The sequence below is a fragment of the Duganella sp. CF458 genome (assembly GCF_900113115.1).
GTDB lineage: Bacteria > Pseudomonadota > Gammaproteobacteria > Burkholderiales > Burkholderiaceae_D > Rugamonas.
The window spans coordinates 279,392-303,057 of sequence record NZ_FOOF01000001.1; the positions used below are offsets into that span (position 1 = coordinate 279,392).

22 protein-coding genes are annotated in these 23,666 nt (G+C 63.2%); 7 read left to right on the forward strand and 15 right to left on the reverse strand.

Annotated elements, in window-relative coordinates; all coding sequences use genetic code 11:
* Positions 1-24: 24 nt before the first annotated feature.
* Both BM269_RS01235 and BM269_RS01240 read right to left on the reverse strand, forming a co-directional pair.
* The gene (locus tag BM269_RS01235) at positions 25-933 is read right to left on the reverse strand and encodes a LysR family transcriptional regulator (RefSeq protein ID WP_090434798.1); all 909 of its coding nucleotides are present in this window, start codon (positions 931-933) and stop codon (positions 25-27) included.
* Positions 915-1,817, reverse strand: a complete 903-nt coding sequence (locus BM269_RS01240; RefSeq protein WP_307152256.1) for a LysR family transcriptional regulator — start codon at positions 1,815-1,817, stop codon at positions 915-917. The genes BM269_RS01235 and BM269_RS01240 overlap by 19 nt, the downstream gene beginning before the upstream one ends.
* Before the next feature lie 106 nt (positions 1,818-1,923).
* Here BM269_RS01240 and BM269_RS01245 point away from each other — a divergent pair, with 106 nt between their 5' ends.
* On the forward strand, positions 1,924-2,778 hold the full coding sequence (locus tag BM269_RS01245) for an oxidoreductase (RefSeq protein ID WP_090434801.1): 855 nt from the start codon (positions 1,924-1,926) through the stop codon (positions 2,776-2,778).
* Here the strand turns inward: BM269_RS01245 and BM269_RS01250 are convergent.
* The 7 genes from BM269_RS01250 to ybaK form a co-directional block, all read right to left on the reverse strand.
* Entirely contained in the window at positions 2,775-3,614 is an 840-nt protein-coding gene (locus BM269_RS01250; protein WP_090434804.1) for an ion transporter, read from the reverse strand. The genes BM269_RS01245 and BM269_RS01250 overlap by 4 nt on opposite strands.
* Complete coding sequence (locus BM269_RS01255; protein ID WP_090434806.1) at positions 3,611-4,837, reverse strand: metal-dependent hydrolase; 1,227 nt, start codon at positions 4,835-4,837, stop codon at positions 3,611-3,613. The genes BM269_RS01250 and BM269_RS01255 overlap by 4 nt, the downstream gene beginning before the upstream one ends.
* Complete coding sequence (locus BM269_RS01260; protein WP_090434809.1) at positions 4,838-5,128, reverse strand: DUF427 domain-containing protein; 291 nt, start codon at positions 5,126-5,128, stop codon at positions 4,838-4,840. It lies immediately after the preceding gene.
* Between the two features lie 17 nt (positions 5,129-5,145).
* Positions 5,146-6,189: a GGDEF domain-containing protein gene (locus BM269_RS01265; protein WP_090434814.1), complete on the reverse strand. Its 1,044-nt coding sequence runs from the start codon at positions 6,187-6,189 to the stop codon at positions 5,146-5,148.
* Between the two features lie 57 nt (positions 6,190-6,246).
* Complete coding sequence (locus BM269_RS01270) at positions 6,247-6,897, reverse strand: DsbA family oxidoreductase (protein WP_090434817.1); 651 nt, start codon at positions 6,895-6,897, stop codon at positions 6,247-6,249.
* A 6-nt stretch (positions 6,898-6,903) separates the two neighbouring features.
* On the reverse strand, positions 6,904-7,527 hold the full coding sequence (gene plsY / locus BM269_RS01275; protein WP_090434821.1) for a glycerol-3-phosphate 1-O-acyltransferase PlsY: 624 nt from the start codon (positions 7,525-7,527) through the stop codon (positions 6,904-6,906).
* Positions 7,528-7,615: 88 nt separating this feature from the next.
* Entirely contained in the window at positions 7,616-8,107 is a 492-nt protein-coding gene (gene ybaK, locus BM269_RS01280) for a Cys-tRNA(Pro) deacylase (protein ID WP_090434823.1), read from the reverse strand.
* A 38-nt stretch (positions 8,108-8,145) separates the two neighbouring features.
* Between ybaK and BM269_RS01285 the strand changes: the two genes are divergently transcribed.
* Positions 8,146-9,105, forward strand: coding sequence for an endonuclease/exonuclease/phosphatase family protein (locus BM269_RS01285; protein ID WP_090434825.1), 960 nt, complete (start codon positions 8,146-8,148; stop codon positions 9,103-9,105).
* 17 nt (positions 9,106-9,122) lie between these two features.
* Here BM269_RS01285 and BM269_RS01290 read toward each other — a convergent pair whose 3' ends face one another.
* Positions 9,123-11,555: a sensor domain-containing protein gene (locus BM269_RS01290; protein ID WP_170860249.1), complete on the reverse strand. Its 2,433-nt coding sequence runs from the start codon at positions 11,553-11,555 to the stop codon at positions 9,123-9,125.
* A gap of 201 nt (positions 11,556-11,756) precedes the next feature.
* On the opposite strand from BM269_RS01290, the gene BM269_RS01295 reads away from it, so the two are divergent.
* Together BM269_RS01295 and BM269_RS01300 are read left to right on the forward strand one after the other, a co-directional pair.
* Complete coding sequence (locus BM269_RS01295; RefSeq protein ID WP_090434828.1) at positions 11,757-12,959, forward strand: efflux RND transporter periplasmic adaptor subunit; 1,203 nt, start codon at positions 11,757-11,759, stop codon at positions 12,957-12,959.
* Positions 12,960-12,970: 11 nt separating this feature from the next.
* Positions 12,971-16,090: an efflux RND transporter permease subunit gene (locus tag BM269_RS01300; protein WP_090434831.1), complete on the forward strand. Its 3,120-nt coding sequence runs from the start codon at positions 12,971-12,973 to the stop codon at positions 16,088-16,090.
* Positions 16,091-16,141: 51 nt separating this feature from the next.
* On the opposite strand, the gene BM269_RS01305 is transcribed toward BM269_RS01300, so the two are convergent.
* The 5 genes from BM269_RS01305 to BM269_RS01320 all read right to left on the reverse strand — a co-directional run bounded on the left by BM269_RS01305 (position 16,142) and on the right by BM269_RS01320 (position 20,441).
* Positions 16,142-17,491: a hypothetical protein gene (locus BM269_RS01305; RefSeq protein WP_090434834.1), complete on the reverse strand. Its 1,350-nt coding sequence runs from the start codon at positions 17,489-17,491 to the stop codon at positions 16,142-16,144.
* Positions 17,491-17,664: a hypothetical protein gene (locus tag BM269_RS29325; protein ID WP_170860239.1), complete on the reverse strand. Its 174-nt coding sequence runs from the start codon at positions 17,662-17,664 to the stop codon at positions 17,491-17,493. Before BM269_RS29325 ends, BM269_RS01305 begins: the two co-directional genes overlap by 1 nt.
* Before the next feature lie 57 nt (positions 17,665-17,721).
* Positions 17,722-18,624 carry a site-specific tyrosine recombinase XerD gene (gene xerD / locus BM269_RS01310; RefSeq protein WP_090434837.1) on the reverse strand — a complete coding sequence of 301 codons (903 nt, stop codon included), beginning with the start codon at positions 18,622-18,624 and terminating at the stop codon, positions 17,722-17,724.
* A complete protein-coding gene (locus BM269_RS01315) occupies positions 18,600-19,124 on the reverse strand; it encodes a methylated-DNA--[protein]-cysteine S-methyltransferase (protein WP_229204450.1) in 525 nt (174 codons plus the stop codon). The genes xerD and BM269_RS01315 overlap by 25 nt, the downstream gene beginning before the upstream one ends.
* Positions 19,125-19,448: 324 nt before the next feature.
* On the reverse strand, positions 19,449-20,441 hold the full coding sequence (locus BM269_RS01320) for a TRAP transporter substrate-binding protein (protein ID WP_090434839.1): 993 nt from the start codon (positions 20,439-20,441) through the stop codon (positions 19,449-19,451).
* A 122-nt stretch (positions 20,442-20,563) separates the two neighbouring features.
* Here BM269_RS01320 and BM269_RS01325 point away from each other — a divergent pair, with 122 nt between their 5' ends.
* From BM269_RS01325 to BM269_RS01335, 3 genes are read left to right on the forward strand one after another with little or no spacing between them, the layout of a single operon-like run.
* Positions 20,564-22,540, forward strand: coding sequence for a sensor histidine kinase (locus BM269_RS01325; protein ID WP_090434842.1), 1,977 nt, complete (start codon positions 20,564-20,566; stop codon positions 22,538-22,540).
* Between the two features lie 21 nt (positions 22,541-22,561).
* Positions 22,562-23,149 carry a response regulator transcription factor gene (locus BM269_RS01330; RefSeq protein ID WP_090434845.1) on the forward strand — a complete coding sequence of 196 codons (588 nt, stop codon included), beginning with the start codon at positions 22,562-22,564 and terminating at the stop codon, positions 23,147-23,149.
* 59 nt (positions 23,150-23,208) lie between these two features.
* A complete protein-coding gene (locus BM269_RS01335) occupies positions 23,209-23,664 on the forward strand; it encodes a MarR family winged helix-turn-helix transcriptional regulator (protein ID WP_090434849.1) in 456 nt (151 codons plus the stop codon).
* Positions 23,665-23,666 lie beyond the last annotated feature (2 nt).

Consider the following 23,666-nt stretch of genomic DNA (forward strand, 5'->3'; position numbering starts at 1 on the left):
GTGCACTGCACCAATTTAGCGCTGTCAGCGCACCGGGCGGAGCCTCGGATCGGTGCGCAAACGCTCGGCCATCAAGTCGACGAAGCTGCGGATACGGGTCGACCCCTGGCGGCTGTCGCGATGAATGATATGGATGGGTACTGCCGGCATGGCGTACTCCTGCAGCACCTCCACCAGCTCGCCGGCAGCAAGCAGTGCGGCCGCCTGGTAGGACAGCAGGCGCGCGATGCCGAAGCCGCTGCGCACTGCCTCGATGGCAGAGTCGTTATTGTTCACGCCCAGGCGCGGCTTCACGCGCAGCGATTGCGTGCTGCCGCCGTTCTGGAAGCGCCAGTCCGGCGGCACGCTGGATCCTGACGAGGCGACGACGGTGTGCTGTTCCAGTTCCTGCGGCGTGCGCGGTGCGCCATGCTTGGCTATATACGAGGGCGAGGCGACGATCATGCGTCGTACCTGCCCGACCGGAATGGCGCGCATGCTCGAATCGGGCAACTCACCGATGCGCACGCCGACGTCGATGCCCTCCTCCAGCAGGTTGGTCACGCGGTCGACGAAAACAGTCGAGATATCCATCGCCGGATAGCGCTGCAGGTAATCGACGATGCCCGGCACGATGTAGATGCGGCCGAACAGCACCGGCGCCGTCACGGTCAGGTGGCCGCGCGGCGCGGCGTTGATGCCGGCCACAGCATCGTCGGCCTCATCGACTTCCGCGATGATGCGGCGCGCATCATCCAGGTAGCGCTGGCCGGCTTCCGTCACCCGCACATGGCGCGTGGTGCGGTCCAATAGCTTGACGCCCAGCCTTTCTTCCAGCGCCGCCACCGCGCGCGTGACGGCCGGCGGCGACATGCCGAGACGGCGCGCGCCTGCCGCGAAGCCCTGCTCCTCGGCGACGGCCACGTAGACGGTCATCAGGTAAAGGCGGTCCATTTGCGTTTCACCATGAAGTCGATAAAGTGCCGCACGCGCATCGGCATGCGGCTGCGCTGCGGATAGTACATGTAAACCGCCGCATTCGCCGTGACGTGGGTCGGCAACAGGTGCACCAAGCGCCCCTCTGCCAGGTCGCGCTCCACCATATACAGCGCCAGTTGGCCGATGCCGACCCCGGCGCGCACCGCCTCCACTTCGCCTTCCGCCGTGTTGAAGGTCGCCACGCAGGGCACGTCCTGGTAGACCGTGCCGCCCTGCCCCTTCAGCTCCCACGGGATCACGCGGCCGCTGTTCGGCTGGCGGAAGCCGGTACAGCGGTGCTGCAGCAGGTCTTCCGCTATGTGCGGCGCACCGTGGCGCGCGATATATCCGGGCGAAGCACAGATATACAACGGGATCCTGCCCATCTGGCGTGCGACCAGGTTGCGCTCCGGCGGATTCCCCGCCCGGAATCCGACGTCGATTTTGGCTTCGATCAGGTCCGTGAAATGGTCGTCGAAATGCATGTCGAAATGCGCGCTGGGATACAACTCCTGGAATTCGCGCAGCAACGGCGCCAGCATCACCGTGCCCAGCGAGGTAGGCGCGGCGACGCGGATCATGCCATCCACCGCCGCGCGGCTGTTCTGCACATGGTCCAGCGCTTCGTCCAGCAAGCGCAGGCCAGGGTGGGCAAGCTCGAACAGGCGCTGGCCCTCGTCGGTCAGGCTCAGGCTGCGCGTGGTGCGGTGGAACAGGCGCACGCCAAGGTACTCCTCCAGCTGCCGGATCGCCTTGCTGACCGCCTGCGCGGACAGGCCGGCATTTACCGCCGCCTGGCTGAAGCTGCCGGCGTGCACGACGCCGATGAATAGTGTGATGACGCGCGCCTTGTCCACCATTTACAACCGCTGGTTGAAGATCAATCACCTTTACCATGGCTAGTGTAACAGCTTTCCACAGCCTAATATTCCCTTCACCAACCCACCCAAATGAAGGAGCAATATCATGGCCAACCAAGTCTGGTTCATCACTGGCGCGTCCCGCGGCTTCGGCCTGCTGATTGCCCGCGACGCCCTGGCGCGCGGCGATTCCGTGGTGGCTGCCGCCCGCAACCCGCAAGCGATCGTCGACTCCCTGGGCGTGCATCCCAAGCTGCTGCCGGTGCAGCTGGACGTCACCAAGGAAGCCGCTGCCGTCGTCGCCGCCCGGGCCGCAGTCGAACGCTTCGGCCGCATCGACGTGCTGGTGAACAATGCCGGTTACGGCATCCTCGGCGCCGTCGAAGAGACTTCGGCGGAGGAAGTACGCCGCAACTTCGAGACCAATGTCTTCGGCCTGCTGAACGTCAGCCGCGCGGTGCTGCCGGTCATGCGCGAGCAGCGCAGCGGCCATGTGATCAACATTTCCTCGCTGGGCGGTTACCAGGCCTATTCCGGCTGGGGTGTCTACGGCTCCACCAAGTTTGCGGTGGAAGGCTTGAGCGAAGCGATGGCGCTGGAACTTGCGCCGCTGGGCGTGCACGTCACTGTGGTGGAACCGGGTTTCTTCCGCACCGACTTCCTCGACGCCACCTCGCTGGTGGAGACCACAAGACGCATCGAAGATTATAAGGACACAGTCGGCGCCATGCGTACCTTCGCGGCCGCTGCCAATCACGCGCAGCCGGGCGATCCGGCCAAGCTGTCGCAAGCCTTGCTGAAACTGGCCGACGCGGCGCAGCCGCCACTGCGCCTGCAACTGGGCAGCGATGCGGTCGCCCGTGCGTATACCAAGCACCAGCAGGTGGAGCAGGAGCTGGCGCAATGGAAGGAACTGGCCCTCTCGACCGACTTCGAACAAGCGGCCAGGCAGGCCGCTTAATTCCCCGGCAGCTTGCTCCCGCAGCTCTTGCAGAAACGCGCCGACTGCTCATGGTCTCCGGCCAGGCAGCCGGCGCAAGTACGGCTCGAGCGGCGCTGCTGGCTGATTTCGGCGCTGATGATGCCGGTCGGGACCGCGAGAATGCCCCACCCCAGCAGCATCATGATGGACGCGATGCCGCGCCCCAGGTCCGTCTTCGGCACCAGGTCGCCGAAGCCCACCGTGGTCACCGCGGAAATCGCCCAGTAGACGGAAGTCGGGATACTGGTGAAGCCATGCACGGGTCCTTCCACCACGTACATGACGGTCCCCAGCAGGAACACGATCATGAACACCACCGACAGGAAGATCAGGATCTTGCGGCGGCTGGCCAGCAAAGCGCGGCCTAGCATGCCATATTCCTCGATATACAGCGTGAGCTTGAGGATACGGAACATGCGCAGCAAGCGCAGGATCCGCACATTCAGCAGCACATGCGCGCCTGGCACAAACAGCGCCATATAGCTTGGCAACACCGCCAGCAAATCGATCATGCCGAAGAAGCTGCGGGCATAGCGCAGCGGGTGCCGCACGCTCAGCAGGCGGCAAACGTATTCGATGGTGAACAGCGCCGTAAAGAACCACTCGGCTGCGAACAGCCAGTCGCCGTAATCGCGCGCCACCTCGGACACGCTGGCCAGCACCACCGTCGTCACGCTAAGCAGGACGGCACCGATCAGCGCCAGGTCGAAGATCATGCCGGCCCGCGTGTCGGACTCGAAGATCACGGCATACAGCTTTTCGCGCCAGCCGCCTTCCGGCCGGCCGAAGCGCTGGTGTGGATCGTAGGTCTTCATTGCGCGCTCCCCAGCAGGTCAGCGCGCGGCTTCCCCCAACCCGGCACGTCGAACGGGCATTCCGGTTTCGCCGCCAGCAGCAACGTGGTGAAATTGCCGCGCGGCGTAGTGGCGAAACGCAGGTCGCTGGCCTGCGCCGCATCCACCGCCGGCATGCGCGCAAAGCGCAGCCACGCGGCGAGTTGGCAATCGGCAGCCGCGCGGGCACGCAAGGCAGCCACATCGCCCTGCCACGAGCCAGAAACCAGGACGCCCGGCACGGTACCGGCCATCTCCTGCGAAGCGTCGGCCGTCAGCGCCGCGGGGCATTCTCGCGGCGGCAGCAGCAAAGGAGCAAGACTCAAGTGTCCGCGCCGGAGCTGGTAAGTCTTGCCGTCCGACTCGATCGAGGTGAAGCTCCAGCACAGTGGCTGCGACGGGAAAGCCGTCAGCGCCACATCCAGCACGCGCGCCTGCGGGTCTTGCAATACCAGTGCCGCCGTCACGGCCTGGCGCGCCTTGTACGACGCCGAGGCCTGGATGCCGGCAAATGCCAGGGCCACGCCCAGCGCCAGCAGCAGTGCACGCCGGCTTTGCATATGCATGAAGCGCAGCGCCGCCACAGTGCCGCCCAGCGCCACGAGCGCCGCGAACGACGCCCAGCCAAGGTAGCCATGCATCGTCACATACAACAGTACCACCGGCAGCACCGCCAGCAACACGATGCGCATCCGCCGCGAAGGTGCCACCATCGCCAGCGGTACCCCGAACGCCACCCAGAACACCGGTTCGATGATGTAGACCATATCGCCGAAATACCAGGTCCCGCTGAATGGATAGAACGGATGAACACCGTAGTTGTTCATGGAGTCCATGCCGATGTGCAGCAGGAAGCCGGCGGCCAGCGCCAGCAGCAAGCCGCGCCGCGCATCGCGGCTCTCGCGCAGCAGCGCGCGCGCGTTCGGCCATAGTGCCCACAACAGGGCGAGCAACAGCAAGGCCTGCGGCAGCAGGTACAGCAAGGTATGGGTATGTCCGCGATGATGCAGCAAATAGCCCAGCGGCGCCGGCGCCAGCCGGGTGAACACCAGGTCGAGGTCGGGGAAATTGCTGGCGACAGCGCAAGCCGTCAATAGCAAACGATGGCGCGTCTTATGCCGCGCCGGATCGGCTTCCGGCGGCAGCGAGCGCTGAACCAGCTCGCCGACGCCGAGACCAACGACAGAATGGGTGATATTGTCCAATTAATGCTGGACTTCCACGCCATGCCAGAAGGCGATGCGGTCCTTGATGTTGTGGGCCGCTTCTTTCGGCGCCGGGTAGTACCAGGCCGCGTTGGCGTTCACTTTGCCGTCCACCACCACGTTGTAATAGCTGGCCACGCCCTTCCATGGGCAGAGCGTGGTGTGCTGGCTCGGTTGCAGATAGTCCTGCTTGACCCGCGATGGCGGGAAATAGATATTGTGCTCGACGATCTCGACTTCGCTGCTATCGGCTTCCGCAATCACGGCGCCGTTCCAAATTGCCTTCGGCATGCAAACTCCTGTCCTGTTCAACCTTCTATACGGTTGCGGCCATTGGCTTTCGCCCGGTACAGCGCGGCGTCGGCCTGCTTCAGCAGCATGTCGGCATCATCAATATCCATATGATTGAAGGAACCGACGCCAAGGCTGGCCGTCACCGTTACTGCGCGTGCCCCGGCGCTGTGCACCTGGGCTTCGATCCGCGACCGCAACGTCTCTGCGAACTTGCGCGCCCCTTCGAGCGGTGTGTTCGGCAACAGGATACACAATTCTTCGCCGCCGTAGCGTCCAGCCACGTCGATCACCCGCACGTTTTCGCGCACCAGCCGGCCGATCGCGGCCAGCACGTCGTCGCCAAGCTGGTGGCCGAACTCGTCGTTGATGTTCTTGAAGCGGTCGACGTCGACCATCACCGCCGACAGCGGCGTACGGAAGCGGCGCGTACGGGCGACTTCAAAACGGAGCCGGTTCAGCAGCGAGCGGCGGTTATGCAGCCCCGTCAGCTCATCGGTGGTAGCCAGCGTTTCCAGCTCATCCACCGAGGCCTTGAGTGCCTTGTCGTTGGCGCGCAGCTCGAACAGGGCCATGACCTGGCGCGCCAGCTTGCGCAGCATGTCGCGCTGCGAAGTCGACAGGCGGCCGGGTTTGCTGTCCATCACGCTCAGGGTGCCGATGGTGAACCCATCGCTGCTGCTCAACGGCACGCTGCTGTACATGCGCATGAACGGTGCTTCCCTCGTCAGCGGCATGGCCTCGGTGCGGGCATCCTTGCTCAGGTCGCAGATCTCGGTGGCCGCGTCGCCCCTCATCGCCAGTGAGCAATAGCATTGGCTGCGCGGCATCGGGCCCAGCGCCAGCCCGGCACAGGATGTGACAACGGCACGCTCGGCATCGACCAGCGTGATGAACGCATAGGGGACGTCGCAGACCTTGGCGGCCAGCTCGGTAAGGAAGGTGAATTCTTCGCTAGTGGGCGCATCAAGGGCATCGTAGCGGTGCAGGGCAGCCAGGCGCTGGTGTTCGTCCGACTGCCGAGGGTACAGGGTTCTTATGATTTTTGCTGCGGCAGACATGCTCTCTCCCTTGTTACTTTACCAAGTGTAACAAGGTTATTAGCAAGATAATAGTCTTTATTTGGCGGCCAGGATCTGCCGCAGCACCCGCTCAAAGGCTTCAGGTGGTTGTCCGCCCGAAATCAGGTGTTTTTCATCGATGATGACCGCCGGCACCGACTGGATGCCGTTGCGGTGATAGAAGTGCTCCATATCGCGCACTTCCTGCGCGTAGCGGCCAGATGACAGAACTTGCACAGCTTCTGCTTCATCCAGGCCGACCTTGCCGGCCACCTGTACCAGCACGGTGCGCGAGCTGGGGTCCTGGCCGCGCGTGAAATACGCCTCGAACAAGGCCTTCTTCAGCTCCTTTTGCTTGCCGTGCTCGCCGGCCCAATGCAGCAGGCGATGCGCATCAAAAGTGTTGTAAATACGGCTACGCATACCCATGGCGAAGTCGAAGCCGACATCGGCGCCGCGCTGGCGGATCATTGCACGGGTTTGTTCTTGCTGGGCGGGGCTGGCGCCGTATTTCTGGCGCAGGTGCTCGGTGATGTCCTGCCCTTCCGGAACCATATGCGGGTTCAACTCGAAGGGCTGGAAATGGATTTGCGCCTGGACGCTGTCGCCCAACCGGCCGAGCGCCACTTCCAGGCTGTTCAGCCCGATCGCACACCAGGGACAGGAAACGTCGGAGACGAAGTCGATGCGGATCGGGGAGGTAGTCATGGTTATCTAGGCCTTTTTCTTGGCTTTGCTGCCGATACGGCTTTCCTTGCCAGCAATCAGGTTAGCAATATTTTTGGCATGGCGCCAAATCAGCAAACCGCTCATCGCCAGCACCGCAGCCAACTGCGGCTCGGCGCCGAACAGCAGGCCGTAGTAGAACGGCGCAAACACGGAAGCGATCAGGGCTGCCAACGAGGAATAGCGGAACGCATACGCCACCACCGCCCAGGTTACCAGGGTAGCCAGGCCCAGCCATACATTCAGCGCCAGCAGCACGCCCAGCGCGGTCGCTACGCCCTTGCCGCCGACGAATTTGAAGAACACCGGCCACAGGTGGCCAACGAACACCGCCACGGCCACCAGGGCAATCGCCTGGTCCGCCTGGTAACCCAGGCCCAGTTGCTGCTGGAAGTGGTCCACCAGGAACACCGCCAGCCAACCCTTGAAGGCATCGCCGATCAAGGTCCAGATTGCCGCGCCCTTGTTACCGCTACGCAGCACGTTGGTGGCGCCGGGATTGCCGGAGCCATAGGTACGTGGATCGTCCAGGCCGTAAATTTTGCTCACCACCACGGCGAAAGAAATCGAGCCGATCAGGTAAGCGGCAATCATCAGAAGCAGAGTAATCATAAATCCCCAGGATTCCTTGTTTTTATATGCGGCAGCGACTATACACCATAGCGCCCGGCGCGGGCGGTACGGCGGCCAGGTAATCTTATCAATCCGCCAATGCGCACTGCACCGGCTTGGCTGCCAGCACTTCGCTCAGCACCGTTGGCTTGATACCAATCAAAAAGCCACGACGGCCGCCATTGATATAAATCGTTTCCAGCCCGAGGATGCTTTCTTCCACGTAGACCGGCATCGCCTTCTTGGTGCCGAACGGCGAGGTGCCGCCCACCATGTAGCCGGAATGGCGCTGCGCCACCTCGGGTTTGCAAGGTTCAACGGATTTACAGCCGATATTGCGGGCCAGGTTCTTGGTCGACACCTTGCAGTCGCCGTGCATCAGCACGATCAGCGGCTTGGCCGCTTCGTCCTGCATGACCAGGGTCTTCACCACCTGGTGTTCGTCGACGCCGAGTGCGCGCGAAGAGACCGAGGTGCCGCCATGCTCCTCGTACTCATAAGGATGTTCGGAGAATGCGACTTTGTGCTTGCGCAGCAAGGCTGTCGCCGGGGTTTCGGAAATGTGCTCTTTTTTTGCCATGCCGTGATACGCTAGTGCCAAGAGAGGAGTTCCTCATTATGCAGCAAGAAATTCGCTTTGCCACCTTCAATGTCTGCAACCTTGCTCCGCCGGGGGCGAAACTGTACGACAACCTGCAGCCTTTGACGGAGCAGGAATACGAGGCCAAGGCGGAATGGACCGCGCAGCAACTGGACCAGCTCGATGCCGACGTGATCGGTTTCCAGGAAATCTTCTCCCAGGAATCCTTGCGCGACGTACTCTCGCGCACCCGCAAGTACCGCGAAGCCGTGCATGCCGGCTTCGACCCCGATCCCCACGCCGCACGCTTGACGCCCAATGTGGCATTGGTGTCGCGCCTGCCTTTGGCGACAGCGCCGGAAGTCTACGCCAATTTCCCCGAAGGCGTGCCGGCCGATTCGGGCTTGCCGGAGTCGGACCGCTTCGCTCGCGCGCCCCTGCATGCGCAGATTGTCCTGCCCAATGAAGTGGTGGTGGACGTCATCGTGGTGCACCTGAAATCGCGCCGCCCCGACTACCGCAGCGGCGACACGTCGGAAGACCCGCTGCACCTGGCCATGGCCAGCCTGCGCTCGCTGGTGTGGCGCGGCACCGAAGCGGTGGCCTTGCGGGTATTGTTAAGCAAGATGATGCGCGAGTCGCGCCGGCCCTGCATCGTGCTGGGGGACTTCAACGACACAGCCGACGCGGTGACCACCACCATCGTGCTGGGCAATGGCGGCGGCATGATGCCCGGCGACGAGCGCCGCGGCCGCATGTACGACGCCAACCAGATCCAGCTGCGGCAAGACCACTTGCGCCATGTGGCCTACACCAGCATCCACGAAGGCCACTATTCCACCATCGACCACGTGCTGGTGTCGGAAGAATTCAACCCCGCCTCCCCGCGCGCCATCGGCGAGGTGCTGGACGTCAGCTACTTCAACGACCACTTGCGCCAGGAGCGCCCCGAAGCTTCCGACCACGGCCAGGTGCTGGTGCGGCTGCGGTTGCGTTAGCCTGCTGGCTATGCGTCTCACGGCGCCGACCTCACGGCGCTTTCCGCCAGTTGCCCCTGATACTGGTCGCAGCCAAGCTCACGCAGCAATTGAAGCTGGTCCTCGGTTTCGACCCCTTCCGCGATAACGGTCATGTCCAGGCTGCGCGCCATGGCGATGATGGTGCGGATGGCGGTGGCATCCGTGCCATTGTCGAGGAAGGACTGGGCAATCTTGAGTTTGTGGATGGGGAACGCTTTCAGTTGCAATAGCTGCGAATAGCCGGTCCCGAAGTCGTCGATCGACACCCGTACCCCCAACTCCCGCAAGGCGCCCAGCTTCTCCAGCACGCCGGGTCCGCTGCGCATGATCGTGTCTTCGGTCAGCTCCAGTTCCAGCCATTGCGGCGCCAGGCCGCTGCCGCGCAACGCATCGGCCACGCTGTCGATGAAGTTCTTGTGCATGAACTGGCTGATCGCAATATTCACCGAAACGGCCAATTGCCGGCCCTCGTCCTGCCACCCGCGTGCGCGGCTGCAGGCGCTGCGCAGTACCCAGCCGCCGATGGCCAGCATCAGCCCCGCTTCCTGCGCCACCTCAAGGAATTGCTGCGGCAACAACAAGCCCTGCTCCGGGCGACGCCAGCGCAGCAGCGCTTCCATGCCGACCACCTCGCCGCTGGCGATATCGACTTCGGGCTGGTAAGCCAGCTCGAACTGCCCTTCGTCCAGCGCACGCCGCAAGCCCTTTTCCAGGCTGGCGTGCTCGACTACGCGTGCATTCATTTCCTGTCCGAAGAACTGGTAGCGGTCGCGCCCCGCCTGCTTGGCGTGGTACATCGCGATATCGGCGTGCTTGACCAGGCTGTCGATATCCGCCCCATCCGATGGGAACATCGCAATCCCGATTGAAGTCGAAATATGCAGCAGGTGCTCGCCCAACACGTATTCCTGCGTGATCGCCTTCAGCACGGTGTCGGCCACGTGCGCGGCCCGCTCGGGCCCGCCGACTTCGGCCAGCACGACAACGAATTCGTCGCCGCCATGCCGGCTCACCGTGTCGACACTGCGCACGCATTTCAGCAGCCGGGCAGCGACTTCCTTCAACAAACGGTCGCCCACCGCGTGGCCGAGCGTATCGTTGATCATCTTGAAACGGTCCAGGTCAAGGAACAGCACTGCCAGCGCAGTCTTGCTGCGGCGGGCGGCGGCCAGGGCCAGGTTGAGGCGGTCGAGCAGCAGCACGCGGTTCGGCAAGTCGGTCAGGAAGTCATGCTCGGCCAGGTGGCGCGTATATTCCTCCGACTTCTTGCGCTCCGTGATATCGGACAGGCTGCCCATGTAATTCGAGACCAGGCCGGCCTGGTCCCGGATCGCCGTCACGCTGACCCAGCAGGGGAAAATCTCCCCATTCTTGCGGCGCGACCAGGTTTCACCCTGCCAATGATCGCGCGCGTCGACCTGGCTCCATACTTCACGGTAGAAAGACTCGTCCTGCACCCCGGAGCGGTACAGGCTGATCGACTGGCCCAACAGCTCCTCTGCCGTGAAACCCGTGGTTTGCGCGTATGCGCGGTTGCTGGCAATGATGTGGCGACTGCGGTCCGTCAGGACGATGGCGTCGCGACTGTTCTCGAACACCTGGGCGGAGAGCCGTACCGCGTGCTCGGTTCGCCTGCGGTCTGAAATATCGCGCACGACCACATACAGCAGGTCCGAGTGCCCCGGCTGCAAAGCGGTCATGAGTACCTCGGCCCAGAACGTCTTGCCTTCGCAATCCGCAAAGCACCATTCGAAACGGTTGTTGCCCTCGCTAAAAGCACCCTCCTCCCGCTTGACCACGGCAGTTTCGGACAATTCGCCAGCGGGCTGGCGCAAGGGCGAAAATTCGTGCAGGCGGTGGCCCGCCAAACGCGTCACCGCATCGCATTTGAACAGGCGCATCGCGGCAGGGTTGGCCTCTGCAATCGTGCCGTCGCGCATGATCAGGACAGCGTCGCTGGATCGGCCAAACATCAGGGAAAAGTTCTCGCCGACCGCGCGCAATGCAGATTCGTCGTCCTTGCGCTGGGTGACGTCGACATCCATGCAAACGATCTGCGCCATCGCGCCATCCTGCCAGACCGGTACTTTGGTCGAGTACAGCCACAAGTCACGTCCGGAGAAAGACCGAACGTGCCAGTCGCCAAGCGGGCCAGGCTTGCCGCTGCGCCACACCTCTTCCACCATGGCGTCGTGCTCTTCCTGCCGTTCCGCGCGCGACAATAGCTCAACCAGGGGACGTCCGATCGCCTGCTGCATCGACAGGCCAGCCAGGCGCTCAAACTGGGAATTGCAGAAAGTCACCTTGCCGTCGCGGTCGAGACTGCTGATGGCGACCATGGGCGTCAGCTCGAGCGCCCCCACCATGCGCGCTATCAGGTCCAGCGCTGCATGGACAGGGGTCAGGTCGGTGGGCGAGGGAGGGCGCATGCCACATTTTTCGCCCGCCATGCGCTTTCGCGTTTGCGTTATATCAAAGGTGCCTGACAAGCCCCACTCCATCCGCACTTTTTGCATTTCAGGTCGCCGTTTTTACGCTTTATCGCATTTCCGTGGCTGCTGGACTTGTTAATACCTACAGTGACACCATCGCCACCCGCGCCAGCGGACAACTTTGACGAAGAGACAATAATGAGCCCACAAGCCGTGCACCTGACAGCCCCGAAACGCTGGCGCCTTCCCCTGATCGGCCTCGTGGTACTGGGCTTGGCGGGTGGCGGCTGGACCGTGATGCAATCGCAAGCCAAGCCGGCCGAGACGCCCACGGCCGGGGCCGCCAAACCCGCGCCAGTGCTGGAGCTGGCCAATGCCGACGTTGCCGCCATCGATGCACGCGCGCTGGCGGTCGGCCTCCCACTGTCGGGTTCGCTGATCCCGGTTAACCAGGCCACCATCAAATCCAAAGTATCGGGCCAGGTGCAGGAGGCCGCGCTGCGCGAAGGCGTGTCGGTGCAGGAGGGGCAAGTGCTGGCCCGCCTCGACCAGGCCGACCTGAAGGCACGCCTGGCCCAGCAGCAAGCCATGCTTGACGAGGCACAAGCCAAGCTCAGCATGGCCCAGAAAAACGAATACAACGCGAGCGCGCTGCTGTCGCAAAAATTCATCTCGCAGACCAGCTTTGATACCACGGCCAATGCCGTCGAGCTGGCACGCGCGAGCGTCAAATCCGCTTCCGCCATGGTTGAGCTGGCCCGCATCGCGCTGAACGACAGCGTGATCCGCGCCCCGATCGACGGGATCATCTCCAAACGTCATGTTCAGGCGGGCGATAAAGTCGCGCCTGACATGCCGGTATACACCATCGTCGGCTTGCAAGAGCTGACGCTGGAGGCGCAAGTGCCCACCACCGATATTCCGCGCGTGAAAATCGGGCAGGACGTGAACTTCCGCGTCGACGGCTTCGCCAAGCGCGAATTCAGCGGCAAGGTGGCGCGCATCAACCCGACCACGGAAGCCGGCTCGCGCGCCATGCTGGTCTATATCTCGGTACCGAATGCCGACGGCGTGCTGCGCGGCGGCATGTTCGCCAAAGGGAATATCACCACCGAGCGCACCAAGGAAGCGCCGATGGTGCCGCTGGCCGCGCTGCGCGAAGAATCGGGCAAGCAGGTGGTGTACCTGGTTTCCAACGGCGTCATCGTGGCGCAGCCGGTCAGCCTTGGCCTGCGCAGCGAAGACGCGGGCCTGGCCGAAGTGACCGGGGGCCTGGACAAGGGCGCCAACGTCATCATATCCAAGCTGGAAGGCGTCAAGCCCGGCGCCAAGGTGAAACTGGCGGCGCCGGCCGGCGTTCCGGCCGCCAAGCCGGCCATGCTGGCTGCGGCGAAAGGCTAAGGGGCGCCACCATGTGGATCACTAAAATCTCGATCCGCCAGCCGGTCTTTGCCACCATGGTGATGGTGGCGCTGATGGTGCTTGGCATTTTCTCTTACCGAGGCCTCGGCGTGGAATCCATGCCGAACGTCAATTTCCCGTTCGCCGCGATCGAGGTGGTGTACCCGGGCGCATCGCCTGAGGCGGTCGAGAACGACATTACGCGCCCGATCGAAGACATCGTCAACACCGTCTCCGGTGTCAAGACCATCCGCGCCAACTCGTGGGAAGGCAAGGCCGGCATCTATCTCGAGTTCGAACTGTCCACCAATATGGACAAGGCGATGCAGGACATGCGCGACAAGATCGCGCTGGTGCGTCCGAAGTTCCCGCGCGAAGCGAAGGAACCTTTCATCGCACGTGCCGAAGGCGAGAACGACCAGCCCATCGTCAGCCTGTCGTTCGCTTCGGACAAGCGCAGCCTGCGCGAACTGTCCACCATGACCGACCAGATCCTGGCCAAGCGCTTCCAGGGCGTGCCCGGTGTGGGCCAGGTGCGCGTATTCGGCACCACCAAGCGCCAGATGCTGGTCAGCCTGCGCCCCGCCGACATGCGGGCGCAAGGCGTCGGCGTGGATGAAGTCATGCGCGCCATCCAGAACACCAACGCCAACCTGCCGGCCGGCCGCCTGACCGCCGACGTGACCGAAACCCTGGTGCGGGTGGAAGGCAAGCTGAAAGAAGCCGCGGAATTCAACAAGATCATCGTGGCACGCCGCGCCAACGGCCCGGTCTACCTGGACCAGGTCGCCGATGTCATCGACGGCGAAGCGGAGGAACAATCGATCTCGCGCGTCAACGGCAAGCGCGCCGTGTCGCTCGACATCACCAAGGTGCAGGACGCCAACGTGGTCGAGGTCGGCAACGGCATCCTGAAGGTGGTGGAAAACCTGCGCAACACCCTGCCCGATGACATCAAGATCAAGGTGATGGATTCGCAGTCCGAGCGCGTGCAGGCCCAGTTGGACAACGTCAAGCGCACCATCGTCGAAGGCGCGATCCTGACCATGGTGATCGTGTTCTTCTTCCTGCATTCGTGGCGCTCGACCATCATCACCGGCCTGACGCTGCCGATCTCGGTGCTGGCCTCCTTTATTGCCATGAAGGCCTTCGGCTTCACGCTGAACTTCCTGACGCTGATGGCGCTGTCGCTGTGCATCGGCCTGCTGATCGACGACGCCATCGTGGTGCGCGAAAACATCGTGCGCCACCTCGGCTTCGGCAAGCACCACCGCAAGGCGGCGGAAGACGGCACCAATGAAATCGGCATCGCCGTGATGGCGACCACCTTCGCGATTGTCGCCGTATTCGTGCCGGTGGCTTTCATGGACGGCATCATCGGCCGCTTCTTCCTGCAATTCGGCGTGACCGTGACGGTGGCCGTGCTGGTATCGCTGTTCGTGTCCTTCACCCTTGATCCGATGCTGTCGTCGCTCTGGCATGACCCGGTCAAGGACCGCTTCAAATACCTGCCGTGGCTGGGCCGCATCATGGAAAAGGTCGAACACGGCGTGGAGCAGGTGCACAAACTGTACGGCAAGGTGCTGGCCTTCGCGCTGAAATGGCGCAAGCTGACGCTGGTCACCGCCTTCGGCCTGTTCGCGGGCAGCCTGATGCTGGTACCGATGATCGGCGGCGAAATGTTCCCGGAAACCGACCAAGGCCAGATCGTCCTGCAACTCAAGGTGCCGGTCGGCTCCAGCCTTGAATACAACGACGCCAAGGTGAAGCAGGTGGAAGCGGCGCTGAAGGAATTTCCCGAAGTCGACGCCATCACGGCCAACGTGGGCGACCCCGCCGGCCGCCACATCTCCTTCCTGCGCATCAAGCTGACCGATGTCAAGCTGACTCACCGCCAATCGCAGCAAAAGCTGGAAGGCGCGATCCGCAAACGCATCGAGCGCATTCCCGGCATTACCCTGTCGGTAGGCCAGAAGCCGATCTTCATCGCCATTCTGGGCACCGACGAAGCAAAGCTGGAACAGACCGCGCAGACCCTGATGGCCAAGATGCGCAACATCAAGGGCGTGGCCGACCTGGAATACAGCCAGGAAGGCGCCAACCCGTCGACGCTGATCAAGATCAACAACGAGCTGGCCAGCGACCTGGGCCTGAGCGTGCAGCAGATCGGCAGCGCCATGCGTCCCTTCGTGGCGGGCGACACGGCCAGCTACTGGCTGGCTGCCGATGGCCAGAACTATGAAGTCAATGTCCAATTGCCGAAATCGGATCGCCAGCGCATCGCCGACCTGGCCGACCTGTCGCTCACTTCGAGCAAGACCGGCCCGGACGGCAACCCGCTGATGGTGCCGCTGCGCCAGGTGGTGGACTTCGTTCCCGGCTTCAGCCCGCAAGTACTGAAACGCCAGGCCTTGCAGCGCCGCGTGGCGATCTACGCCGGCACCGAAGGCCGCCCGGCCGGCGACGTCGATGCCGACGTGAAAAAGGCCATGGATTCGATGACGCTGCCGGACGGCGTGCGCTTCGACGTGGCCGGCAATGCGCAGCAGATGGCCGAGACCATGAACGGCGCCGCTACGGCGCTGGGCATCGCGGTGGTATTCATCTACATCGTGCTGGCTTCGCAGTTCGGCAGCTTCCTGCAGCCGATAGCGATCATGGTATCGCTGCCGATGTCGCTGATCGGCGTGCTGGTGGCGCTGCTGGCAACCGGCTCCACGCTGAACGTGTTCTCCGTGATCGGCGTGATCATGCTGATGGGCCTCGTGACCAAGAACGCGATCCTGCTGGTGGACTTCACCAACCACGGCCAGCGCGACGGCATGAGCCAGTTCGACGCCATCATGGCCGCCGGCCAGGTGCGCCTGCGGCCGATCCTGATGACGACCCTGGCCATGATCTTCGGCATGCTGCCGATGGCGATCGGCCTCGGTGAAGGCGGGGAAACCCAGGCGCCGATGGGCCGTGCGGTGATTGGCGGCGTGATCACCTCCACCTTGCTGACCCTGGTGGTGGTGCCGGTGGCTTACACCTACCTCGACTCCTTCGGCAAGCGCGCCAAGCGCTGGCTGCGCCGCGGCCACCACGACGATGCGCCGGCCGACAAGCCCGACGTGGCCGAAGCCGCGTAACAAAGGTCGCCTTACCCGTCCCCGCATTGGCGGGGACGATACGGCGGCCAATCAGTTGCCGCGGTTCGATTCCACCAGTTCTTTCCATCCCTTGCCTTGGCGGCCAAGGATCCAGTAGCCGTTGGATTCGTAAAAACCTTCGCGCAACACAAGGTCGGCTTTGCCATCCTGGTTGACATCGGCATGGGTCAGAAAGTCCAGGGTGGCGCCCTCGCCTTCCGCCGAGGCCTTCTTGAATACCTGGTGCGTGAGCTCGTACTTGCCCTGGTTGTTTGCTTCCATCACCAGCAGCAATGTATAGATGCGGAAAACCTGGGCCTCTTGTTCCGGCTTCTCTGGCGGAATTTCCAGGTTGGCCGTCATGACCAGCACCGGTGCTGCGCCATCCTGGCCCGGAATGGCGTTGATCGCGACGTTCTGGCTTTCCAGGATGCGGGCAATATCCGCCCGCTGCACGCTCCTGGATTTCAGCACGGACCGTGCCAACTCAAGCGCCGCCTTTTGCTGGCCAGGGCTGACCGCCAGTTCGCCGTCCGGCTGCCTCTCGGTGAGCGTGAAGTTCGCCAACAGGCCGTTGGCCTCCGGCGCCTTGGCGGCGACACGCCTGATGGTGGCCATCGGCTGCTCCAGCTCATCGCTGAATCGCTGCACGATCGCCATGCCTTCGACACCGCCACGCGTGTAGAAATGATAGGCCCGGCCAGGTGCAAAATAGCGCGCCACGTATTTGCGGTAGCCTTTGTCGTACGCCTCGCCACTGCCGCCGATCGAGGGAAAGGTGGACAGTTTGCCGCCATCCAGGCGGGCGAGAGGCCTCATCGAGCCGTTACTCGCGATGAAGAGCACCTTCGGCTCATCGCTTCCTTGTGCCACCGCGGGCGCCCGCAGCGCCGCCAGGCGGCGCTCCAGCTTCTGCGTCCATTCCGCATCGCCTGCGTTGCGCACCACTTGCAGCACGGCTTCGAAGTTGTCTTCATCCAGGGGATCGAAGGCCAGCACACGCTCGGAGTGGGTGCGCAAGGCGGCGAAATTTGTCGCCTGGGCGCTGCGCAACGCGGCAAGGGCGGCATCCCGGGTCGGCAGTTCCGGCCCCGCCAGGTCGGCGCGCAGCCAGCCGTTCGCGCCCACCGGTCCGATCACCGATACCTTGACCCAACCGTCTTGCTGGCAAAACAGGTTGAGGGGTCTGGCAATCGGCGCATAGGCAAGTAGCTCAGCCGTTGCCGATGGCGCCGCCCGCACAGCGGCTGAGCTTGCGATGATATAGGCCAGCGCGGGAGCTGCGTTATCGGATTGCGCTGCACACTTTGGCGGGGATAAGCTGCCCTCGACGGCAATGGCTGGCGGGATAGCGAGGAATGCGGTGGTAAAGATGAGTGTGGCGAGGGCGCGTCGTGTCATTATTCCGGTGTTGTGATATCCGTCTCGGTGGTTTCATAGCCGGCCTCATCGGCTGACTGCTCTGACGGCGAGCGGTTCTTGGCCTCCAGCTTGCGCTGGGCTTTCTCTTCTGCCTTGCGTTTCTTTTCCAACTCGCGTTGCCGTTTTTCGTACTGGAAATTTGTTTTTGCCATGGTGTGTGACCCTCCTGGCCTCAAGGTAAGCCGATTGGCGGCGCTGCGCAAACGAAATTATCCGCGGGGATGATGTAACGCATGAATCTGCTTCAAACGCTCGCGGGCAACGTGGGTATAAATCTGTGTTGTAGATATGTCAGAGTGGCCTAAAAGCAACTGTACCACGCGCAGGTCGGCGCCATGGTTCAGCAGGTGGGTGGCAAACGCGTGGCGCAGGGTGTGCGGCGACAGCGGCGCGCTGATACCGGCTTTCAGCGCATGCTTTTTCACCACCACCCAGAACATTTGCCGCGTCATCGGCCCACCGCGGCCGGTAATGAACAGCGCATCATCCTGCTGGCCGTCAAGGATCACGCCGCGCGCCTCGCGCAGGTAGCGTTCGATCCACAGGCGCGCCTGCTCGCCGAACGGTACCAGGCGCGTCTTGGCGCCCTTGCCGGTGACGCGCAGCACGCCATCGTTCATGCTCAGCTCAAGCGTCTTCAGGGCGACCAGCTCCGACACCCGCAAGCCGCTGGCATACATCAGCTCCAGCATGGTGCGGTCGCGAATGCCCAGCGGGGTGCGCAAGTCCGGTGCGGCCAACAACGCTTCCACCTGCCCTTCGCTCAGGGTATGCACAAAGCGCAGCGGCTGCTTGGCCGAGGCCATGCGCAGGCAGGGGTCTTCCGCGATATGGCGCTGGCGCAGCGCCAGCTGGTAGAAGCGCTTGAGGGCCGACAGGCGGCGGTTGGCCGAACTGGCCTTGGTGTCTGCATGGCGCGCCGCGAAATAGGCTTGCAGGTCGGCGGTTCCGGCTGCGTACAGGCTGCCGACCGCGGGCCGCGCGGTTTCCAGCCACTTGGCAAAGGCGGTCAGGTCGCGCCGGTAGGCGTCAAGGGAATTCCTGGACAACCCGTCCTCCAGCCACAGGCTGTCGCAAAACTCGTCGATCAGAGCAAGGTTGCCTGCTGCCATTGATACTCTTGATGTCCTTCATGGGCCAGCAGCCAGCGCTTCACGCCGAGGGTGAAGCCGTGCTGGTCGTCGCTGCCGGCAAAGCCGCCCAGGCTGTTGGCGCCCATCACCCGGTGGCAGGGAACCAGCGGCGGGAAGGGATTGCTGCGGCAAGCCTGTCCCACGGCGCGCGCCACGGAATCGAGGTGCTTGGCCAGTTCGCCGTAAGTGCGGACCTGGCCGCGCGGGATTTCGCGCAGCGCTTGCCACACGCGGCGCTGGAATTCGCTGCCGCGCATCGCCAGCGGCAGGTCGAAGACATAGTCGGCATCGTCGCAATACGCCAGCAACTGCTGCACGGCCTGTTCGGCCAGCGCGTTGCTCGGCGCCTGTTCCGGCGTGTCGCCGGGCAGGTAAAACATTTCCGTCACGACTGCGCCGGCCGTACCGACGCCCATGGCGCCAAACGGGAGGTGGATGATGGCGCTGAAGTCCCTGCCAACATGTTGTTTTTCGGTCACGCTTACTCCAATAAAACTGTGGCAATCATGCTACACCAGCGCGCCAGGATAGGGCAAAAAAAAACGCACCCTCAGGTGCGTCTTGAATCTTTTTTTTCACCACCCCGGCCATTTAACCCCGCTTGTGGCGGCGGCCAACAGCATACTGTCGGGCAGCGTGTCTCCTCTAGATCCGCGGCCGGGCCGCTAGTTCTTCTTCTTCACTCCCCACTAAATCCTGTGCCCGTAACCATCATGGTGCAAGTCGCACCGTTCGGGGGCGTCGCCATAGTAACCGATCTTTTTCCGAATATCGTTATTTATTTTTGGCAACTTGACAGGATTTCATTTTGCTGTTTCGCGGTTGATCGACTGGATCAAGTCCTTGCCGATGCGCTCTTCCATCTGTTTTTGCACCGGCAGCAGGGCATTGCGCCACAAGGCCTGTTCCTGGGCGCTCAGGTTATAGATCTGGGTCTTGCCGGACTTGCGGATCGCTTCCAGCGCCATATCGTTGTCACGCTGGGCGATGGCTTTTTCGTACGTGGTGGCTTCCTTCATCGCAGCTTCCAGCTTGCCGCGGATGTCGCCCGGCAGGCCGTCCCAGAACTTCTTGTTGACGATGACCGCATAGCCCAGGTAGCCGTGATTGGAAATGGTCAGGTTCTTCTGCACCTCGTGCATCTTTTGCGTGTACATATTCGATGGCGGGTTCTCGGTGCCATCCACCACGCCGGTCTGCAGCGCCATATACGCTTCGGAGAAGGCCAGCGACTGCGGGATCGCGCCCAGCGCGCGCATCTGGATGTCCAACACCTTGGAAGACTGGATCCGCATCTTCAGGCCTTTGAAGTCGGCCGGCACGCGCAACTGGCGGTTGGCCGACATGACCTTGAAGCCATTGTCCCAATACGCCAGGCCGGTAATGCCCTTGGTCTCGAGCTTCTTCAGCAGCGACTTGCCGATCGGGCCCTCGGTCACGTTGTACAGCGCGGTCTTGTTGGGGAAGATGTACGGCAGGTCGAACACTTCGAATTCCTTCACGCCGAGCGGGCCGAATTTGGCCAGTGAGGGCGCCAGCATCTGCACCGCCCCCAGTTGCAGCGCTTCCAGCTCTTCCTTGTCCTTGTACAGCTGGCTGTTCGGGTAGACCTGGACCCTGACCCGGCCGCCCGTGGCCTTTTCCGCGAGCTGCTTGAAACGCTCCGCCGCCTGCCCCTTGGGGGTGTCGGGCGCAACAACGTGGCTGAATTTGATGACGATGGGCGCCTGCGCCAAGGCCGCGGACGTGACAAGTGCGGCCGCGCCGAAGGCGGCCAGGAGGGACTTCAAATGCATAAGGTCTCCCGGCGATTCTGGTGCATTATTATTCTCACTTTATATTGTGGTCAGCGGAATGGTGGCACACAACTGTGGAAACCCACAATACAAGCGGCAACCGGATTCGATACCCTCGGAGCATGTTAAAACGCCTTTCCCTGCCCTTTTCCATACGCTGGCTGCTGCCGGTGGTGCTGGTGCTGCTGTTTGTCGCCATCGTGTTCTGGCTGCCCTGGCAGGCGCGCCAGCTTGAGAGCAATGAACGGCAGGAGCAGTTGATCGCCGATACGCTGTGGGTTGAACAGTCGATCCGCTTCCAGCTCGGCCGCCACGAAGAAAGCCTGCGCGGCCTGGCCAATGAAATCGCCACCGGCCACCCGGCCCCGGCCGACGTGCAGCAACGCATGGGCCGCATGCTGAAAAATGGCGCCGAACTCAAACGCGTGATCCAGGTCGACCCCGACGGCCGCATTGTGGTGGCGAGCGAAGGCGCGCCGGCCAGCCCGGCCGGCAGCGCCGTGCTGGGCGCGGCCTCGCTGGCGGCGCAGGACCATGCGCGCCGCACCCATGCCCCGGTCTATGCCGAGCCGGAGCCGCTTGCCGGCGGCAGCACGCCCGGCGAGCTGAAAATGGATCTGCACTTCCCGATCTACCGCGGCGAGCAATGGCTGGGCAGCCTGGTGGCGACTTTCCAGCTCAGCAGCCTGCTGGATGAAATGGTGCCGTGGTGGTTCGCGCAGGATAACCAGATCTCGCTTCTCGACCGCGACGATAAGGTACTGGCGCGCCGCAGTTCGGCCGGCCCGGGCCACGGCGTCTACACCCACAAGCGCCCGCTCGACCTGCCCGGTGCCACCATCATCCTGATGACCGACAGCGTGAAAAGCGAACCCAAGCTGCTGCCCAACCTGCTGGTCGGCTCGGTCATCGCCCTGTCGCTGGCCCTGTTATGGAGCCTGTTCGCGCTGTGGGGCCACATCTCGCGCCGCCTGGCAGCGGAAGGCGAACTGCGCCAGCAAATGACCTTCCGTACGGCGATGGAAAACTCGCTGGTGACCGGCTTGCGCGCGCGCGATCTGGAGGGCCGCATCACCTACGTCAACCCCGCCTTCTGCCAGATGGTGGGCTACCCGGCCGAAGAATTGATCGGCCGCCTGCCGCCCATGCCTTACTGGGCGCCGGACGTCATGGAGGAATACCAGCACCGCCTGGCCAGTGTGCTGGCCGGCTCCGTCACGCCGGAATTCGAAACCCTGTTCCAGCGTCCCGACGGCACCCGCATCCCGGTGCTGGTGTTCGAAGCGCCGCTGGTGGACAAGGAAGGCCGCCACACCGGCTTCATGGGTTCGATCCTCGACATCTCTGACCGCAAACGGATGGAGGACCTGAACCGGCAGCACCAGGAAAAACTGCAGGCCAGCGCGCGCCTGGCAACGATGGGCGAGATCGCCTCCATGCTGGCGCATGAACTGAACCAGCCGCTGGCGGCCATTTCCAGCTACACCACCGGCGCCTTGAATATCCTTGCGCGCGGCGGCGACACCGGCTTGCTGAAGCCGGCGCTGGAACAGGCCGGCACCCAGGCGCAGCGCGCCGGCCAGATCATCCGCAGCGTGCACGAATTCGTGAAGAACCGCGAATCGGAGCGGCAGGACGTGGCGCTGCAATCGATGCTCGATGCCATCCTGGTGCTGATCGAGCTGCAGGCCCGCCAGCATCACGTGTCGCTGCAAATCGAGATCCCGGATTCACTGCCCCTGGTACGCGCCGACCGCATGCTGATCGAGCAGGTGCTGCTGAACCTGACCCGCAACGGCATCGAAGCCATGGCCGACGTGCAGCCGCTGAAACGTGTACTGCGGGTGGTCGCGGCAAACGACCCGCTGGCCGGCATGGTGGTGGTGCAGGTGATCGACAACGGGCACGGCATTCCGCAGGACGTGGCCGAACGGCTGTTCTCGCCCTTCTTCTCGACCAAGGCGGAAGGCATGGGCATGGGCCTCAACATTTGCCGCACCGCGATCGAGTTCCACGGCGGCACGTTGACCCACCGCGGCAACCCGCAAGGCGGTACCATATTCACTTTTACGCTGCCGGTCGCAGGCGGCGCCCAATAGAGCAGATTCGGGAGATCCAGAATGCTACATATCGTTGACGATGAAGCCGTGGTGCGCGATGCCCTGTCCTGGCTCGCTTCCTCGCGCGCCATCGCCGCCACCACCTACGAAAGCGCGGCTGCCTTCCTGGCCTTTGCGCAAGGCGGTGCTTTCGATCCGGAAGGCGACTGCGTTCTGCTCGACGTGCGCATGCCGGAGATCAGCGGGGTGGCCGCTTTCGACCAGTTGGCGGCGCGCGGCCTGACGGCGCGCCTGCCCGTCATCTTCCTGACCGGCCACGGCGACGTGCCGATGGCTGTCGATACGCTCAAGCGCGGCGCCTTCGATTTCTTCGAAAAGCCCTTCAACGACAACCAGTTGATGGACCGCGTGCAGGAAGGCCTGGCCGCCTCGCGCCAGGCCAGCGCCAAGGCAGCGGTGCAGGCGCGCCTCGCCACCCTTTCGAGCCGCGAGCGCGAAGTGCTGGACCTGATCCTGGCCGGCAAGATGAACAAGGTGGTGGCCGACGAACTGGGCATCTCGATGCGCACCGTCGAAGTACACCGCGCCCACATCTTCGACAAGATGCAGGTCAAGACCGCGGTGGAATTGGCCGGACTGCTGAAGTGATGCCGGACTGGCAAAAAAAATAATATATAAGCACTTATATATTGTGCTAAGATGGGTCCATGAAACAAGGACTCGGAACCCAATTGCGCCATTTGATCGAACTGCTGGACGGCGCCGTGCAGCAGTCGTACCTTGACGCCGGCCTCAATTACCGGCCGCGCTACACGCCCGTGATGCGCGCGCTGGCCGGCGGGCAGCCATGCAGCGTCGGCCAGATCGCCGACAGCGCCGGCATCACCCAGCCCGCCGCCACCCAGACCGTGGCCCTGATGCTGAAGGAAGGCTGGCTGGTGGCCCAGTCCAGCCCTACCGACGCGCGCCAGAAACTGCTGCGGCTCAGCGAGCAGGGCGAGCGCCTGTTGCCCAAGCTGCAGGCTTGCTGGCGCGCCACTGCCGCCGCAGCCGAATCGCTGGACGCCGATTTGCCTTATCCCCTTTCCGAAACGCTGGCCCGCGCGATCGCGGCGCTGGAGCAGCAATCTTTCAACGAACGCATTCGCAAAGCAAAGGAATAGAA